Origin of the sequence: Bacillus sp. RC51 (assembly GCF_044908115.1) — a bacterium.
GTDB classification, from domain to species: domain Bacteria; phylum Bacillota; class Bacilli; order Bacillales; family Bacillaceae_G; genus Bacillus_A; species Bacillus_A mycoides.
The window spans coordinates 323063-338414 of sequence record NZ_JBIYCW010000002.1; the positions used below are offsets into that span (position 1 = coordinate 323063).

General features: G+C 35.7%; 20 protein-coding genes. 15 read left to right on the forward strand and 5 right to left on the reverse strand.

Annotated elements, in window-relative coordinates; genetic code table 11:
• Positions 1-86 precede the first annotated feature (86 nt).
• A complete protein-coding gene (locus ABH959_RS06460) occupies positions 87-758 on the reverse strand; it encodes an SIMPL domain-containing protein (protein WP_002138209.1) in 672 nt (223 codons plus the stop codon).
• A gap of 160 nt (positions 759-918) precedes the next feature.
• Between ABH959_RS06460 and ABH959_RS06465 the strand changes: the two genes are divergently transcribed.
• Together ABH959_RS06465 and ABH959_RS06470 are read left to right on the forward strand one after the other, a co-directional pair.
• Positions 919-1338, forward strand: coding sequence for a MarR family winged helix-turn-helix transcriptional regulator (locus ABH959_RS06465; protein WP_113937133.1), 420 nt, complete (start codon positions 919-921; stop codon positions 1336-1338).
• A gap of 100 nt (positions 1339-1438) precedes the next feature.
• Positions 1439-1984 (forward strand): hypothetical protein, encoded by a 546-nt coding sequence (locus tag ABH959_RS06470; protein WP_113937134.1) that lies wholly within the window; start codon positions 1439-1441, stop codon positions 1982-1984.
• A gap of 42 nt (positions 1985-2026) precedes the next feature.
• On the opposite strand, the gene ABH959_RS06475 is transcribed toward ABH959_RS06470, so the two are convergent.
• The 4 genes from ABH959_RS06475 to ABH959_RS06490 are packed head-to-tail and all read right to left on the reverse strand — an operon-like array spanning position 2027 to position 5406.
• Complete coding sequence (locus ABH959_RS06475) at positions 2027-3097, reverse strand: ABC transporter permease subunit (RefSeq protein WP_113937135.1); 1071 nt, start codon at positions 3095-3097, stop codon at positions 2027-2029.
• Between the two features lie 12 nt (positions 3098-3109).
• Complete coding sequence (locus tag ABH959_RS06480; protein WP_113937136.1) at positions 3110-4150, reverse strand: ABC transporter permease; 1041 nt, start codon at positions 4148-4150, stop codon at positions 3110-3112.
• Positions 4140-5021 (reverse strand): ABC transporter ATP-binding protein, encoded by an 882-nt coding sequence (locus ABH959_RS06485; protein WP_113937137.1) that lies wholly within the window; start codon positions 5019-5021, stop codon positions 4140-4142. Before ABH959_RS06485 ends, ABH959_RS06480 begins: the two co-directional genes overlap by 11 nt.
• Positions 4987-5406: a GntR family transcriptional regulator gene (locus ABH959_RS06490; RefSeq protein ID WP_061689300.1), complete on the reverse strand. Its 420-nt coding sequence runs from the start codon at positions 5404-5406 to the stop codon at positions 4987-4989. Before ABH959_RS06490 ends, ABH959_RS06485 begins: the two co-directional genes overlap by 35 nt.
• A gap of 166 nt (positions 5407-5572) precedes the next feature.
• Here ABH959_RS06490 and dacF point away from each other — a divergent pair, with 166 nt between their 5' ends.
• The 13 genes from dacF to spoVAF all read left to right on the forward strand — a co-directional run bounded on the left by dacF (position 5573) and on the right by spoVAF (position 15289).
• Positions 5573-6763 (forward strand): serine-type D-Ala-D-Ala carboxypeptidase DacF, encoded by a 1191-nt coding sequence (dacF, locus tag ABH959_RS06495; protein ID WP_002088461.1) that lies wholly within the window; start codon positions 5573-5575, stop codon positions 6761-6763.
• 165 nt (positions 6764-6928) lie between these two features.
• Positions 6929-7279, forward strand: coding sequence for an anti-sigma F factor antagonist (gene spoIIAA / locus ABH959_RS06500; protein ID WP_113937138.1), 351 nt, complete (start codon positions 6929-6931; stop codon positions 7277-7279).
• On the forward strand, positions 7280-7720 hold the full coding sequence (gene spoIIAB, locus ABH959_RS06505; RefSeq protein WP_001243400.1) for an anti-sigma F factor: 441 nt from the start codon (positions 7280-7282) through the stop codon (positions 7718-7720).
• A gap of 12 nt (positions 7721-7732) precedes the next feature.
• Positions 7733-8491, forward strand: coding sequence for an RNA polymerase sporulation sigma factor SigF (gene sigF / locus ABH959_RS06510; RefSeq protein ID WP_002088458.1), 759 nt, complete (start codon positions 7733-7735; stop codon positions 8489-8491).
• A gap of 138 nt (positions 8492-8629) precedes the next feature.
• The gene (locus tag ABH959_RS06515; RefSeq protein ID WP_002014921.1) at positions 8630-10156 is read left to right on the forward strand and encodes a sodium-dependent transporter; all 1527 of its coding nucleotides are present in this window, start codon (positions 8630-8632) and stop codon (positions 10154-10156) included.
• Positions 10153-10254 carry a methionine/alanine import family NSS transporter small subunit gene (locus tag ABH959_RS06520; RefSeq protein WP_002094424.1) on the forward strand — a complete coding sequence of 34 codons (102 nt, stop codon included), beginning with the start codon at positions 10153-10155 and terminating at the stop codon, positions 10252-10254. The genes ABH959_RS06515 and ABH959_RS06520 overlap by 4 nt, the downstream gene beginning before the upstream one ends.
• A 116-nt stretch (positions 10255-10370) precedes the next feature.
• Positions 10371-10991, forward strand: coding sequence for a stage V sporulation protein AA (locus ABH959_RS06525; RefSeq protein WP_002067040.1), 621 nt, complete (start codon positions 10371-10373; stop codon positions 10989-10991).
• Positions 10984-11400 carry a stage V sporulation protein SpoVAB gene (gene spoVAB, locus ABH959_RS06530; RefSeq protein ID WP_016092269.1) on the forward strand — a complete coding sequence of 139 codons (417 nt, stop codon included), beginning with the start codon at positions 10984-10986 and terminating at the stop codon, positions 11398-11400. The genes ABH959_RS06525 and spoVAB overlap by 8 nt, the downstream gene beginning before the upstream one ends.
• A 12-nt stretch (positions 11401-11412) precedes the next feature.
• Positions 11413-11871 (forward strand): stage V sporulation protein AC, encoded by a 459-nt coding sequence (spoVAC, locus tag ABH959_RS06535; RefSeq protein ID WP_113937139.1) that lies wholly within the window; start codon positions 11413-11415, stop codon positions 11869-11871.
• Positions 11872-11884: 13 nt separating this feature from the next.
• Positions 11885-12901 carry a stage V sporulation protein AD gene (gene spoVAD / locus ABH959_RS06540; RefSeq protein ID WP_002088448.1) on the forward strand — a complete coding sequence of 339 codons (1017 nt, stop codon included), beginning with the start codon at positions 11885-11887 and terminating at the stop codon, positions 12899-12901.
• 3 nt (positions 12902-12904) lie between these two features.
• Complete coding sequence (spoVAE, locus tag ABH959_RS06545) at positions 12905-13255, forward strand: stage V sporulation protein AE (protein ID WP_113937140.1); 351 nt, start codon at positions 12905-12907, stop codon at positions 13253-13255.
• 5 nt (positions 13256-13260) lie between these two features.
• Positions 13261-13830, forward strand: a complete 570-nt coding sequence (gene spoVAEA / locus ABH959_RS06550; protein WP_002088445.1) for a stage V sporulation protein SpoVABEA — start codon at positions 13261-13263, stop codon at positions 13828-13830.
• Complete coding sequence (gene spoVAF / locus ABH959_RS06555; protein ID WP_113937141.1) at positions 13817-15289, forward strand: spore germination protein SpoVAF; 1473 nt, start codon at positions 13817-13819, stop codon at positions 15287-15289. Before spoVAEA ends, spoVAF begins: the two co-directional genes overlap by 14 nt.
• Positions 15290-15352: the final 63 nt, after the last annotated feature.

Consider the following 15352-nt stretch of genomic DNA (forward strand, 5'->3'; position numbering starts at 1 on the left):
GTAAGAGCTCACCGTCCTTTATTATATCAGAACATCATGTTTTTACAACAACGAAAATGATAACGGTTACTTATAAATGAGTTTATTTATAAATACGTAAAAATTGCCCGGATAGATGAAATGATTTCTAGTTCTCCTGATTGAATGGGCGGAGCTGCTTGCGCATGCAAAGTAGCATATGATGCGATCTCCCGTGGTAATTGGGCAGATTCTTCAACGAGTGAGAGGGGAACAGGATTAATATTTAAATTGTAGGTACTCGCAATTGTACGAGCTTTGTCTACTGCTTGTTGCAGAGCTTGAATGAGAGCTTGCTCATAATATTTATTTGGATGAGATATTCGAAAACGTAAGCCTTTTGCTACGTTTGCACCATTTGTAACGGCTATATCATATACTTCCCCTGCTTTTTGCACATTTAAAACGGTAATTTCATACAAATGCTCCACACGGTAGCCTTGTAGTAATGCTTTATCATTTACATATTCGTATTGAGGAGTAATGGTATAAGAAATGGTTTCTATATCTTTATCGGCAATACCTAGCTGTTTGAGTGCATCAAGCAATTGTTTCGATTGCACTGCATTTTCTTCTTGCGCCTGTTTTACATTTTTACTATCTGTTCGAATGCCCAGTGTTAATATGACAACATTTGGTTTTGCCTTTATAATGCCTTCTCCTTGTACAGTAATAGTAGCTTCTTTACCAGTATTTGTCGTACGGATATTATGTAAATACGGATTCATTCCACTTTGCATTTATGCTCACCATCCTTTTTTATATGTATATGTGTGAACAAAAAAGAAAATCTTATGAAAAAAGTTACATAAATGAGAATGTTAAGGGAAGAAAGCATATACAATATAGGTATTTATAGATTATAATATGTGTAAATATGATAAAAAAGGGACGAGGCTAGTGAACGAAAATAGAGAAACACTGATTTTAGATTTATCTGCATCATTTCGAAAGATGATACGTTTATTACAAAATGATATTAATACACGTTTTTCAGAGCATATGCCATATAATGAATTCTCTGTATTACGTGCGTTATTTTTAAACAGTCCACAGATGGCTTCGCAAATTGCGAGTGAAGTAAACGTAACCTCCAGTCATATTACAGCTGTAACAGATCGTCTCGTGCGAAAAGGGTTTGTTGAAAGAAAACGTTCAAATTCGGACCGTCGTATCGTATACTTAGAAATTACTGAAAACGGACGAGAAGTAACTGAAAAGCTTGAAGCTGTGCGTAAAGAATATTATAAAGAGAAATTTAAAGGTTGGAGCGACCAAGAGATAGAAATGGTTTTAGAACTATTTGGCCGCGTATTATAATAAATGAGGATAGGAAGCGAGAGCTTTCCTATCCTTTTTCTTTTGAATAAAAATATTTTGAAACTCCGATACTTTAATTAAACAGATCGGAGGAAAGATTATGAAATATATTGCTGCACTTACCATTTTACTTGGAAGTTTTTTCTGCTTTCATACATTCATGTACGCTGATACCCCTATCCAAGTGGTGCAAAAAGAAGTGAAGTACATTGAAAATGATAATACTGTCCTGTATTCGAAATTATGGGTTCGTTCTATGCAAAACGCAGTATTATTTCATCATAGCGATAATGTTCGTAATCAGGACACTTTGCGTAATGTAACAAGTTCATCGCTCGTTAAAGCGAAGCAATTACCATTTAAGAAAGCATCAATGTACATTCCAAGATTATCGCAATACGTATCAAAAGCAGGGAAAGAAAATATTCAAGTGCACTACATTGCGGTGCACTATAATGTAAAAAAAGAAAATGCGTATCAATTAAATGGTATGAACTATTTTCTGCAAGTATTTGTGAAAGAGCGCGGGGAATGGAAAATTGCTGAAAGTGTAGTCGCACCGACAGAGCAAATTGTACAAAATGGTGATGGGTTTGGGATGAAAGAAGAGAGGGGGTATGGAGATAGGAGAGAGAATGTGAAATAACCTCCTTTTGAAGGAGGTTATTTATTAAAAAATTACATTTTGTTATTTTAATCCCCAAGAAATCTTTTTCTTTAATAAGCGTGATAACACGATATAGCAAATTAGACCAATTACAACGAACCCAATATAATACCCAATAATGGATTGTATACCTCCTATTATGCGACCTCCAAATAGGGCGAAACAAGATGCAGTACATGCTATAAAAGGCTTGTAGAGCTTTGAGAATAAAAGCAACTTACCGTTTTGTTCATTAGGCGATTGTGTATATAAATAGGTACCTAAAGGTAATAAGATAAGTATATACACAATTGGAGTTAATAATTTCCAAGCAGAAGGTATTTTCGAAAAATTAGGTTCGTTTATGCGTTTTCCGTTTTTATCTGTATAAGCTGATTGTGGATCGTAATCAAATCTAATCTCTAAGTCCTCAATAGGTGAAAGTATACTTATATGTGATGAAATTGATACGTATTGATTTTCAATTTTATAAGTTTTCTCATGAGTTTCGTACAAGTGAACTGAAACAAAACCAGCCAAAAGTAAGGCCAATCCGTATGGTAAAATAAGCATAATACCAGTGAATATACTTTGAGAAAGTATATTAGCAGTTATTGTTCCCATAAATAATGTCAAAGTATAAATAGCAATTAATACAATGACTGTATAAAGAAAATAAGAATGAAATGGTGAGAATAACTGGTATTTATTATGAAAGGTCGTCTTTTTTAAAATTGCGAAAAGTCCCCAATTTATTGCATAGACAGCAATAATATTGAATACCCCTAATAACCATTTTGTAAGATATATATATCTTCGTTTAAAAGGCATTGACCATAAAGCATCCATGGTTTGGTTATGGCGCTCCCAACCAATTTGAACACATGCTAATGCAATAATTACAATTCCCTGTATAAATAAATGGTCTTCAGGACTAAGGAAATATTGATAATGATAATTAACTTTTTTCGTGATAGTTTGTGAAAAATGAAAGGATTTTGCAGCATCTAAATAATATTTATAAGATAGTGTATAGAAGCTAGTAATCCAAAAAAGCCAAATGAAATATTTTCCCTGTTTATAGCTTTGTAACCATAATGCTTTTTGAAACATAGGATCTCTCCTTTATAAAACTTTATAATTTGTAAGGCGTGATAGTGCAAAATAGCTGAGGGTTCCAAATAAAATTAGCCCAAAATAATAGCTAAATATCAAATCAAAATAGTGTAACATGCTCCCACCGATTAAAGCAAAATAGAAAGTTGTCCCGACAATCCATAGTTTTTGTTTCTTTTGAAATGAAAATACTTTCTTATTATTTTCATTAGGTGAATGCTTATATAAAATAACCCCCAGTAATAAGAAACATATTGTATATAGAATGGGTACTAGTAATATTTTAGGAGAACTATAGTCATAGAATACAGGTCCTTCCTTTTTAGTTGGTTGGTTCCTCATATCGTAATTATATCGAATATGAAAATTTTTTATGGGAGCAAGAATTTCGGTTTGCTGGTTTAAATGATAGATTGCTTCATATTTATTTGAAGAATGTTCTGTATCCATATTTAAATGTGCATTATAAAAAGAGAAGAGCAAAGAAAAAATTCCAAACCCTTTAATTAAATATAGAACACAGAAGGTACCTTGAGAAATGATACTTCCTGTAAAAGTTCCGATACACAAAGCTGTAGTATAGAGAGCGATATAAGTAATTATTGCATAGAAAAAATATCTATGGAAAAAGTTGAATGATTGAAATTCAAAGTGAATTGTCGTTCTATATACAAGGTACATTAGAGCCCAGCATAGTAAAAGACATGTAACAATGTGAATAATGCCAAATAACCATTTTGAAAAAAAGATGGTGCTACGTTTAAAAGGCATTACCATTAAAGAATCACTCAACTTCAAATTGCTACGTTCCCATCCAATCATTAAGCAAGCTAGTGCAATGATAGAGAGAATAATGATGGAATTGTAATCTGAGAAGTAATAGTCGTAATAAAACTCTCCTGTTGGGTTATATTTATAGAAAAAATCCATCTGGGTTTGGGATGCCTTATAGTATTTATAAGGGAAAACATACATAGATATTAAAAACATTATTAGTACAGCATATTTCCCGCGCTTCCAATTCCACATCCACAACGCCTTATGAAACATACCCATCCTCCTCAAGTGTCGTAACGAAGACATCTTCAAGTGACATTGTTAATTCTTCAATGAGTATTGGTTGCTCTTTATAAAACTTTTCAAGCGTTGTAGCAACATTTCCTTCGATTAAAATCGTATATACTTTTCCTGTTTGGTTTAATATTTTAATATTGCTTAAGTTTTCTAGTTTTTGAGGTAGTGATCGTTCGTAAGCAACTTGGACTTTAGCAAATTGTGATTTTGCATCATCTAGTGATGTAATAGAATCTACTGTATGTCCTTTTAAAATAATGATTGTATCGGCAATTTTTTCAACTTCATCTAAATGGTGAGTGGAGATGAAAATTGTAATTTCTTTTTCTGCTACTTCTTCAACGAGAAATTGTAGAATCTGTCTTTTAACGATAGGATCAAGTCCGTTTGTCGGTTCATCTAAAATGACATATTCTGCTTTTACAGCGAAAGCTAAAATGATCGCAAGCAGTGCTTTCATTCCTTTTGAGTAACTACGAATGCGTTTGTTTGGTAAATTAAAACGTTCTAATATTTCATAAAAATATTGTTCATCAAATGCTGTATAAACCGCTTTATAAAACTTTACGATTTCCTTCACTGTATATCCGTTCAGTATGTTAGTAGAATCTGGAACGTATACAACTTTTTGTTTAATTTCAGGATGCATATGAACATCTGTATTATCATATGTAACAGTTCCTTCATCGGGGTCTAAAATGCCGACCATCGTTCGTAATAAAGTTGTTTTCCCTGCGCCATTTCTTCCGAGTAATCCGACGATACTACCTTTTTGTAATGTGAAAGAAACATCGTCTAAAATCGTTTGGTTATCAATTGTTTTCTTCAAGTTTGTCACTTTCAACATCTGTATTTCCTCCAATCTCTTTATAGTATGAATCTATCCAATCGTGAATTTTATCTTTCGTAATCCCAAGATAAGAGGCTTCTAGTAATAATTGATGAAATTGCTTTTCAACCATAGTGATTTTCCTTTCGTCTAATGTTGGGGTAATCGATTGGGCTACAAATGTTCCTTTTCCTCGTAATGTTTCAATAATCCCTTGTCGCTCTAATTCTTGATAAGCTTTACTTACTGTATTTGGATTTATAACGAGCAAAGAAGCAAGCTCGCGTACAGAAGGAAGCTTATCACTTGGAGCTAACATATTTTTTAGTACGAGCTCTTTTATATTTTGAACAATTTGTTCCCATATCGGAGTGTTGCTTCTTGGATCAAGTTGAATATGCAAGAGCAATGTCTCCTTCCTGATGAGTATTAAGTGTACTACTACGTGTAATACACTTAATACAATATAGGCAATGAACTTATTTGTCAACTGAAAATAATAGAAAAATATGGTATTAAAAATGTATAAATTGGAAAAAATAAGTTTGATATAGAATGGAGGGTTAGTCATGAAGCGAGTTTTTGGAATACTTGTTTGTTTCATGTTATTGCTTTCTGGTACTTCAGTTAGTTTCGCACAATCTGAGAAAACGAAGCAGGAAAAAACAGAAGAAACCACGCCGAAGTTAGCGGAACAAGCGTCGTCAGCGATCGTAATTGAACAAGATACAGGTAAAGTTTTGTTTGATAAAAATCCGAATGAAAAGTTACCACCTGCTAGTATGACAAAGATTATGACAATGCTATTAATTATGGAACAAGTTGAAAAAGGAAAACTAAAACTAAACGATAAAGTTAGAGCGAGTGAACACGCAGCTTCAATGGGCGGATCACAAATTTTTCTAGAACCTGGGGAAGAGATGACTGTAAATGAAATGTTAAAGGGCATTGCAATTGCATCTGGAAATGATGCATCTGTTGCAGTAGCTGAGCATATCGCTGGTTCAGAAGAAGGTTTCGTAAATATGATGAACAAAAAAGCGAAAGATCTAGGATTGAAAAATACACATTTTCAAAATCCGACAGGTCTCCCGGCTAAAGATCATTATTCTACAGCGAATGATATGGCTATTATGGCGAAAGAGTTGATGAAGTATCCACTTATTCGAAAATACACAGGTAAATATGAAGACTATTTACGTGAAAATACGGATAAGAAGTTTTGGCTTGTTAATACGAATAAGCTAGTACGTTTTTATCCTGGAGTAGATGGGGTGAAAACAGGCTTTACGACAGAAGCGAAATATTGTTTAACGGCATCGGCTGAGAAAAATGGTATGCGTGTTATTTCAGTTGTAATGGGAGCACCTACATCAAAAGAACGGAACAATCAAGTAACGAAGCTTCTTGATTATGCATTTGGACAATACATGACAAAGAAATTATATACACGTGGTGAGAAAATTAAGACTGTACAAGTAGGAAAAGGTAAGGAAGAAAAAGTAGATTTAGTTGCGTCAGACAATGTGTCTCTTCTTATGAAGAAGGGCGAAAATATGGACAAAGTTAAACAAGAAGTGATTGCTGAAAAGAAAGTGAAGGCACCGATTAAAAAAGGTGATGCACTTGGCACACTTGTTATTAAAAGAGATAAAGATGTTTTATTAAAACAAACAATTGTAGCGAAAGAAGATGTTGAGGCAGCGAGCTGGTGGGAGTTATTTAAAAGAAGTTTTGGGATGTTTTCAACATCAAAATAGCGGCGGGAATTTTGATGTTTTTCTGTTCGTATTTACTGAAATAATTGCTGAAAGGTTTCACTTTATGACGAAATAGTTCTTCTTTTGTCAGTAGGAAGGATTCTGATTTTATATCACGAAAATCTTATGTTAATGAGTAAAGTTTGAGCATAAGGAGGAAATCGTGTGAGTCTTTCCATGCATTTAGAAGTAAAACGTGACGTCTTATGTGTGAGGCTAGAGGGCGAGTTAGATCATCATACTGCTGAAGAGTTGCGAACGAAAGTCACAGATATGATTGAGACACATGGTGTTCATCATATTGTTTTGAGCCTAGAGAACTTAACATTTATGGATAGTTCTGGTTTAGGCGTTATATTAGGCCGATATAAACATGTAAAGGGATTAGGTGGAGAGATGGTTGTCTGTGCAATTTCACCGCCCGTTAAACGTTTATTTGAAATGTCAGGTCTATTCAAAATTGTTCGTTTAGAAGAAAGTGAAGCGCGTGCGCTCGCGACGTTGGGGGTGGCGTAGATGAGAAATGAAATGAACCTTCAATTTTCAGCGTTAAGTCAGAATGAATCATTCGCTCGTGTTACGGTAGCTGCTTTTATTGCGCAATTAGACCCGACGATGGAAGAACTAACAGAGATTAAAACAGTTGTGTCAGAAGCGGTTACAAATGCAATTATTCATGGGTATGAAGGAAATGCAGAAGGTGTTGTTTATATTTCAGTGATTTTGGAAGAAGCGATGGTGAAACTCACGATTCGAGATGAAGGGATTGGTATCTTTAACTTAGATGAAGCAAGACAACCCCTTTTTACAACTAAACCTGAATTAGAGCGTTCCGGAATGGGATTTACTATCATGGAAAATTTTATGGATGAAGTAGAAGTTATTTCAAACGAATCTTTCGGGACAACAATCCATTTGACAAAATACTTATCAAATAGTAACGCTCTATGCAATTAAGGAGAATAGCCAATGGACATAGAGGTCAGAAATGAGAAGAAGAAACCTCAGTTAAAGGACCACGAGCTAAAAGCGTTAATTCAAAAAAGTCAAGATGGAGATCAACAAGCGAGAGATACAATCGTTCAAAGTAATATGCGTCTCGTATGGTCGGTTGTACAGCGATTTCTTAATCGAGGATACGAACCAGACGATTTATTTCAAATTGGATGTATTGGACTCTTAAAATCGGTAGATAAATTTGATTTATCTTTCGACGTGAAATTTTCAACATATGCAGTTCCAATGATTATCGGTGAAATACAACGATTTTTACGTGACGATGGATCAGTGAAAGTAAGTAGATCTTTAAAAGAAACAGGAAACAAAGTCCGAAAGATGAGAGACGAGCTTTCGAAAGAATTTGGAAGGGCTCCAACGATTAATGAGGTAGCACAGGCTCTTGAACTAACGCCGGAAGAAGTTGTTCTGGCGCAAGAAGCGAGTCGTCCTCCTTCGTCGATACATGAAACTGTGTATGAAAACGATGGAGATCCAATTACTATTTTAGATCAAATTGCAGATCAATCGGAAACGAAATGGTTTGATAAAATTGCTTTAAAAGAAGCAATTAGAGAATTGGATGAACGAGAAAGGCTAATTGTGTATTTGCGCTATTATAAAGACCAAACCCAATCAGAAGTAGCGGAGCGCATAGGCATTTCGCAAGTACAAGTTTCAAGACTTGAAAAGAAAATATTAAAGCAGATGAAAGATCGAATAGATGAATAGCTATCTATTCGATTTTTTTTATTGTCACGAAAAGGAGAAGATTCCAACTATCGATAAAAAATTCACAGAATTTATTGATAATTTAGTTAATTTAAACTATAATCCAAATATGAACTTGTCACAAAGGGGGAAGGAAACATGGAAACGAGGCAACAATGGGGAACTAGGGCTGGATTTATTTTTGCAGCAATCGGTTCCGCTGTTGGACTAGGGAATATATGGCGTTTTCCTTATACAGCGTATGAAAACGGGGGAGGCGCATTCTTTTTACCGTACTTATTTGCATTATTAACGACTGGTATTTCATTGTTAGCTTTCGAGTTTGCTCTTGGGCATCGTCATCGTGGTTCGGCGCCACTTACATTCTTCCGTATTCATCGACGTGCTGAATTTATTGGATGGTGGCAAATGTGTGTGACATTTATTGTTTCAACATATTACGCTGTAATCATTGCTTGGTCTATTTCGTATACGTACTTTGCAATTACTGGAGCATGGGGGAAAGACACGCAATCATTTTTATTTAAAGAATATTTACATGTTGCAGATAAGCCAGGACAATTCGGGGGGCTCGTACCAGAAGTATTAATTCCGTTAGCTCTCGTTTGGATTATTGTGCTTGGTGTTGCGTTTAAAGGAGTTAAAAAAGGAATCGAAGTTGTTAACCGCATTTTTATTCCTTTACTAGTTGTTATGTTCCTTATTATCGTTGTTCGTGCAGTGACGATGGAAGGTGCGATGCAGGGGCTAGATGCATTCTTTAAACCAGATTGGAGTCGTATTTTTGATGGGAAAGTATGGCTTGCTGCTTACGGTCAAATTTTCTTTAGTTTATCTTTAGCATTCGGAATTATGATTACGTATTCTAGTTATTTACCGAAAAACTCAGATACAACAAATAATGCTTTTATTACAGGATTTGCAAATTCAGGATTTGAATTATTGGCAGGTATTGGTGTCTTTGCAGCTCTTGGATTTATGGCGAATAACATGGGGGTACCGGTTGATAAAGTAGCTAGTGCTGGTGTAGGACTTGCATTTGTAGTATTCCCGCAAATTATTAATGAGTTACCGATGTCGCCGTTATTTGGTGTATTATTCTTCTTATCTCTAACTGTTGCTGGAATTACATCACTCATTTCACTTGCAGAAGTATGCTTTGCCGCTGTATCTGAAAAATTCAGTTTGAGTCGTCAAAAGACGATTGGAATTATGGGAACGCTATTAGTATTAGTTTCTCTTGTTTTTGCAACACGTGGTGGACTTATGTTCCTAGATGTTGTTGATTACTTCGCTAACAATTTTGGATTGATTACAATTGCACTCGTTGAAGTAGTTACAATAGGACTAATCTTGCGCCGTTTACCAGTTTATCAAAATCATGCAAACTTTGTATCTGATATAAAGTTAGGAACGTTTTGGAGAGTGAGTTTACTCGTTATTACTCCACTTATGTTAGGGTATATGTTAATTGATGGTACAATCCAAAACATTAAAAAGAACTACGGAGGTTATCCAACAGAGTTTGTTGTAACGTATGGTTGGTCGATAGCGGCAGCGTTTCTTATAGTTGCACTAGTCATTAGTCTGAAGAAATGGAATGCACAAATACATTCAGACTCTGTCCAGCTTGAAAAAGAATGGAAGGACCGAGGTGTTTCATGATGAGTGGATCAGCGATTATGATGATGGTTATAGGTATGGTAGTCATTTGGGGAGGACTTGCATTAAGTATTGCAAATTTATTTAAGAAAAAGGCATAAGCTAAAAACATCTGTACCGAAATGGTACAGATGTTTTTTTTATGAAAAAATTGTATTAGAAAAAATTCCAATAACCATACTACAACTACGAGGAAGAGTGAAGGGGTGAATGAAAATTGGAACAAACGATTTATATTAAAATGCGCAATCGCTTAAAAGTGTCTCCTACGTATGAAGTAAAGCTGAGCGATGTTGCTCAACTTGCCGGAGATTCTTTTGTAGTTGAGTTGTTACAAAATGAAATAGTCTACAAAATAACAGCGCATGATAAAACACATGTTGTAATTGATGTTATGAAAGTGATTGAGATTATTCAACAAAAAGCGGCTCACATACAAATTAATTTACTTGGTTCTGGACAAACTCTTGTTGAAATTATATACGAAAAAAAGAAAGTGCATCCGGTTTTCTTCGGACTTGTATGGTTGTTACTTTTCATTGGAGCGGCCCTTGCAATCATTTATTTCCATGAAGATGTAAGTATGCAACAAGTACACCAACGGTTATATTACATGATTACTGGAGAATTTAAGGCGCAACCACTTTTATTTCAAATTCCTTATTCATTAGGTCTTGGATTAGGTATGGTCTTATTTTTTAATCATGTATTTCAAAAGAGAATTAATGAAGAGCCGAGCCCGTTAGAAGTTGAGATGTTTCAATATCAGCAGTCGCTTGATCAATATGTAATTGTTCATGAAAACAAGGATAATATGAAACAGATTGCTGATGATTGAGTGTGCATTTGTTGTATTAATTGGCTTAGCTGGAGGGATTGCAGTAGGTAGCGGATATGTCGCGTTTTTAGCTGTACTTGGTATAATCCCTCGTTTAGCTCAATTAACGAGAAGTGGAAAGCATATTCAATACTTTGAGTGGGCGGTCATTGCAGGTACTTTAACAGGGGCTTGGTGTAGTTTGAAAAATATTACATTTCAAACGTCACAATATTGGCTTGTTATATTAGGGATATTTTGTGGCACATTCATTGGAATGCTCGCTGCGGCGTTAACGGAAGTGTTAAACGTTTTACCTATTTTAGCGAAACGAGTAAGGGTAGAGGAGAAAATTATTGTTTTACTCGTTGCTCTTGTACTTGGGAAAGTAATAGGCTCGTTGTTTCACTGGATTTATTTCGTAAAGTAGGAGGCAATATATATGGCAGGGCGAAAATTGAAGGACGATTACATAAATAAAGTGAAGGAGTACCATCCAAAATCGAACTATTTCATAAATTGTGTGAAGGCATTTCTTGTTGGTGGACTCATTTGTACAGTCGGAGAAATATTGATGAAATTTTATATACATTATTTTCACTTTAGTGAACAAGAGGCGGGAAATCCGACAGTTGCAACGCTTGTTTTATTGTCGGCGATTTTAACAGGGTGTGGTGTATATGATAAAATCGGGCAGTTTTCTGGAGCGGGATCAGCTGTACCAGTTACTGGATTTGCGAATTCTATGGCGAGTGCCGCACTAGAGCATAGGAGTGAAGGGATTGTTCTAGGAATCGCTACTAACATGTTTAAGCTTGCAGGAAGTGTCATTGTATTTGGAGTCGTCGGTGCATACATTATTGGGTTAATAAGATATACATTTCAAATTTTAATGTCTTAAAGGAGGGGTGGGTATGAGATTGACAGGAAAACAAACGTGGGTATTTCAAAATGATATCTTCGTGAATGCAACTGGTACTGCTGTCGGTCCGAAAGAAGCTGAAGGCCCTCTTGGAAAGGATTTTGATATTTCATATTCTGACTTACATTGCGGAGAGGAAAACTGGGAACTTGCTGAACGAAGGTTAATGTCAGACTCAATTCAACAAGCGATGCAAAAAGGGAATATAAAAAAATCGCAAATTGATTTCTTTTTAGCGGGAGATTTATTAAACCAAACAGTGACAGCAAATTATGTTGCTCGTGAGTATGGTATTCCTTTTTTAGGGATGTTCAGCGCTTGTGCGACGTCAATGGAAACTTTGGCGATTGGATCAGCTTTTATAGATGGTGGATTTGCGAATCGTATTTTAGCTACAGTAAGTAGTCATAATGCGACGGCTGAAAGACAATTTCGTTCCCCAACAGAATACGGAGGACAAAAGCCAGGGACAGCAAACTCAACTGTTACCGGAGCAGGGTCAATATTAATTAGCAATGAGGAGAGTGCAATTAAAATAACAGCAGCAACAATTGGTAAAGTGCAAGATTTAGGAATTGCTAATCCTTTAGATATGGGATCAGCGATGGCACCAGCTGCTGCTCATACAATTCAACAACATTTTGAAGATTTGAGAAGAAGTGCAGCTGATTATGATCTTATTGTTACTGGTGATTTATCGGCTGTTGGGACACCAATTGCGAAACAACTTTTACTTGAGGAAGGGTATGATTTGGGGAATGTATACAATGATTGTGGATTAATGATTTACAATTCAAATCAAGAAGAAGTGTTTGCAGGGGGCAGTGGTTGTGCTTGTTCAGCTGTTGTAACATACGGCCATTTATTGCGTGAAATGCAAAAAGGGAATTTACAAAGAATTTTTGTCGTTGCAACTGGAGCTTTATTAAGCCCCATGATGATGCAACAGAAGGAAACGATTCCAACGATTGCGCATGGTGTTGTGTTTGAAAGCGTTAAAGGAGAGTGAATTGTGGATTTTATATATGCATTTCTTGTAGGAGGAGCTATTTGTGTAATTGGACAAGTGTTGCTAGATTTCGCAAAGTTAACACCGGCACATTTAATGGCAACTTTTGTAGTCGCCGGAGCTATTTTAGACGGATTCGGATTGTACGATCAGCTCATAAAATTTGCAGGTGCTGGGGCAACAGTCCCTATTACAAGTTTTGGACACTCACTATTGCACGGGGCAATGCATGCAGCAGAAAAACATGGATATTTAGGAATTGGAATCGGCATGTTTAGCTTAACGTCTGCGGGGATTTCAGCAGCGATATTATTTTCATTTTTTGTTGCACTTATATGTAAACCGAAAGGATAAATCAAATGAGACGAAGGGTTGTTTTGGTCACAGATGGAGATGAATATGCAAAGCGGACAATTGAGCTGTTAACAAAGGAATTTGGGGGGAGGTGTATTTCAGCATCGCAAAGTAATCCGACCAAATTGACAGGGAAGAAAGTTGTTGAGCTTATTATGCAAACGCCATATGACCCTGTATTTGTCATGTTTGATGACAGCGGATTTATAGGAGAAGGATCTGGTGAAAAGGCGTTAAAGTATGTCGCAACACATAAACAAGTTGATGTACTCGGTATTTTAGCAGTAGCATCTAATACACATCATTGGGAATGGGCGCGTGTAGATGTAAGTGTAGATCGGAATGGGAATTTGACAGAATATGGCGTTGATAAATTTGGACTCCCAGATGGTGAAATTGGCAGGATTAGTGGGGATACGATTTATTGTTTAGATGGTCTGAATGTTCCTGTCATAGTGGGGGTCGGTGATATTGGCAAGATGTGCGGAAATGATGAATGGGAGAGAGGATCACCTATTACTAGAAAAGCGATTCAATTAATTTTGGAAAGGAGTGGCTTTTATGACGAAGCCTAAAAAAGTGAATATCCCGATTTCATCTTTTTTAAGTGATAATGAAAATTATTTAAAGCAAACAGTTGGGCTTGGTGTTACATACGATGTTGGCATTCGTAAATTTCAAATTTTAAATAAAGAAATTGGTGTGTTATTTGTAAATGGACTTTGTGATACGAATTATATTATCCCTATTTTAGAAGAAGCGGTGGATACAAATGAAATAAGGGATGTAGAAGAAGATACAGTAAAGCTTTTAGAGAATCGTTTAATTCATCAACAAGTAAGTAAAGTAAAAACGATGGATGATGTAATGCTCCAAGTATTATCAGGACTCATTGTTATATTTGTGGAAGGTGAAACTGAAGCGTTCGCAATAGATGTTCGTAGTTATCCGGGCCGGACACCCACAGAACCAGATACAGAAAAGGTAGTGCGTGGTGCAAGGGATGGATTTGTTGAAAATATCGTTGTAAATACAGCGTTAATTCGTAGAAGAATACGCGATCCACGTCTTCGAAATGAAATGATTCGAGTAGGGGATAGATCGCAAACGGATATTTGTATTACATATGTACAAGATGTTGCAAATCCGGATTTAGTTAAGATTATAAAACAAGAATTAAATAATATTGAAGTAGATGGGATTACGATGGCGGATAAAACGGTAGAAGAATTTGTAGTGAAACAAGGTTATAATCCATTCCCGCTTATCCGATACACAGAGAGACCAGATGTAGCAGCAAATCATCTGTTAGAAGGACATGTGTTAGTACTCGTTGATACATCACCAAGTGCTATGATCACTCCAACAACATATTTTCACCATTTACAGCATGCAGAAGAGTTTAGACAAAATCCAGCTGTAGGTACATTTTTACGTTGGGTACGTTTTTTAGGTGTTATATTTTCGCTATTTTTACTGCCATTTTGGCTAGTTTTTGTTTTTGATCCGACTCTTTTACCGGAAAGCCTTGCTTTCATTGGACCAAATAAGATGACGCATTTACCGATTTTATTACAAATTTTGATGGCGGAAGTCGGACTCGAATTTTTAAGAATGGCCGCCATTCATACACCGACATCATTGTCGTCGGCAGCAGGATTAATTTCTGCCATATTAATTGGTCAAATTGCAATTGATGTAGGTTTGTTTGTACCAGAAGTTATTTTATACGTAGCCGTTTCTATGATTGGGTCATTTGCAACGCCGAGTTATGAACTTGGACTTGGAAATAAGGTCGGAAAATTGTTTGTCATTATTTTAACAGGCATATTTCATGAAATGGGATTTGTCATTGGAATGACGATGTTGATTCTGTTTTTAACATCTATAAGAAGTTTGCAAACACCGTATTTATGGCCGTTTTTACCGTTTGATTGGGGCGCGTTAACGAAAATTTTACTTCGTCCAACTATGTCTAGTTTAAAGGTTCGTCCAAGTATTGTAAGACCTCAAAATGTGCGAAGACAAAAATAAGCGGGATTATGCTCCGCTTATTTTTTATTGAAAATTTATTGTTTTTTTAACAAAAATCAAACA

Bases quoted from the DNA above. Each gene is read 5' to 3' on its own strand.
- ABH959_RS06460 (WP_002138209.1), bottom strand. From the start codon at position 758: ATGCAAAGTGGAATGAATCCGTATTTACATAATATCCGTACGACAAAT.
- spoVAD (WP_002088448.1), top strand. From the start codon at position 11,885: ATGAGATTGACAGGAAAACAAACGTGGGTATTTCAAAATGATATCTTC.
- dacF (WP_002088461.1), top strand. From the start codon at position 5,573: ATGAAGCGAGTTTTTGGAATACTTGTTTGTTTCATGTTATTGCTTTCT.
- spoVAF (WP_113937141.1), top strand. From the start codon at position 13,817: ATGACGAAGCCTAAAAAAGTGAATATCCCGATTTCATCTTTTTTAAGT.
- spoVAB (WP_016092269.1), top strand. From the start codon at position 10,984: ATGATTGAGTGTGCATTTGTTGTATTAATTGGCTTAGCTGGAGGGATT.
- ABH959_RS06470 (WP_113937134.1), top strand. From the start codon at position 1,439: ATGAAATATATTGCTGCACTTACCATTTTACTTGGAAGTTTTTTCTGC.
- ABH959_RS06475 (WP_113937135.1), bottom strand. From the start codon at position 3,097: ATGTTTCAAAAAGCATTATGGTTACAAAGCTATAAACAGGGAAAATAT.
- sigF (WP_002088458.1), top strand. From the start codon at position 7,733: ATGGACATAGAGGTCAGAAATGAGAAGAAGAAACCTCAGTTAAAGGAC.
- spoIIAB (WP_001243400.1), top strand. From the start codon at position 7,280: ATGAGAAATGAAATGAACCTTCAATTTTCAGCGTTAAGTCAGAATGAA.
- ABH959_RS06485 (WP_113937137.1), bottom strand. From the start codon at position 5,021: ATGTTGAAAGTGACAAACTTGAAGAAAACAATTGATAACCAAACGATT.
- ABH959_RS06520 (WP_002094424.1), top strand. From the start codon at position 10,153: ATGATGAGTGGATCAGCGATTATGATGATGGTTATAGGTATGGTAGTC.
- ABH959_RS06480 (WP_113937136.1), bottom strand. From the start codon at position 4,150: ATGTTTCATAAGGCGTTGTGGATGTGGAATTGGAAGCGCGGGAAATAT.
- ABH959_RS06515 (WP_002014921.1), top strand. From the start codon at position 8,630: ATGGAAACGAGGCAACAATGGGGAACTAGGGCTGGATTTATTTTTGCA.
- spoVAC (WP_113937139.1), top strand. From the start codon at position 11,413: ATGGCAGGGCGAAAATTGAAGGACGATTACATAAATAAAGTGAAGGAG.
- spoVAEA (WP_002088445.1), top strand. From the start codon at position 13,261: ATGAGACGAAGGGTTGTTTTGGTCACAGATGGAGATGAATATGCAAAG.